The sequence below is a fragment of the Alcanivorax sp. HI0083 genome (assembly GCF_001635175.1).
In genome coordinates, this window is record NZ_LWFX01000043.1 from 1 (window position 1) to 1,100 (window position 1,100).

General features: G+C 54.7%; 1 protein-coding gene. It reads left to right on the forward strand.

The window, feature by feature from the left end; genetic code table 11:
• Positions 1-117: 117 nt before the first annotated feature.
• A partial coding sequence (locus A3754_RS00460) for a prenyltransferase/squalene oxidase repeat-containing protein (RefSeq protein ID WP_156496633.1) occupies positions 118-1,100 on the forward strand: 983 nt, incomplete at its 3' end.

Consider the following 1,100-nt stretch of genomic DNA (forward strand, 5'->3'; position numbering starts at 1 on the left):
GTTGTCGTAAAAGTATTACCTTCCCCCTAAGAGATAACTACATAAACGCCTGTGCCTTGCTGTTAGTCTGCGCGCTCGATTCTATAAAGAAGCGTAGGGTTAAAAGCGGGGGATCGCATGGCTGTGTCACGTTCGGGTATCTGGGGTTGGGTGCAAGCTCTTTTTTGTCTGTTGTTAGTGCTTCCTGTGTCGGTACAGGGAAATCAGGAGGCGGCAAAACAATGGCTTGTGGGGCAAATACAGCCCGATGGCAGTCTGGATTCCCCTGCCTCCAAAGCCATCACTTTTCAGGCCACCACGGAAGCCACAATCAACCTGCTTGATGCGGATCAGAGTCTTGCCGGTGTTTTGAGTGGTGTGACCAGCTATCTTGCCAGCGTCGATGCAGACCACAGTGCGGAGAACCTGTCCCGTAGTATTCGGACGGCTTACGCGCTGGGCCAGGAGTTTGGTGAGGCACAGGACGAATTGCTTAAGCGCCAAATAGCCGGTTCCGGATTTGGGGCATTTCCCGGCTATGACCCAGACCCATTAAGCACAGCCTACGCACTGGAAACACTATCCTTGTTGGGCATTACTCAGGAGCCTGCTGCCTATGCGCTGCAATATCTGATCAATGCCCAGAATGATGATGGCAGTTGGGCATTGGCTGGCGATGTGGGGCGAGTCCAGACTACGGCTCTGGCTATGCATGCGCTTTGGCAGTATCGCCATGTCTATGATGTGAAGTCTCCTCTGCAGGCGGCCGAGGATTTCTTGCTGGCCCAGCAAGGGGGGCAACTCTGGGGAGATACTGAAAGCTCTGCATTGGCGTTGTATGCACTGGTGTCGCGGGCAGTTGACCGGACTTCCCTCCAGCAGGCACTGGATGCGCTTCAGAACAGGCAGAACCCAGGTGGGGATTTCGAGCAGGATGTGTATGTTACGGCTCTGGCCCTGCGTGTCCTGTCAGCAGCATCCCGTCCCGCTGCAGACATAACAAGTCTTACCGGCACACTCGTAGATGCTCAGAGCGGCCAGCCTCTTGCTGGTGTTGAAATTGCTCTTGCCGGGCCTGAATCCCGTCAGCTTGTCACCGATGCAGAAGGCGGATTTTTTTC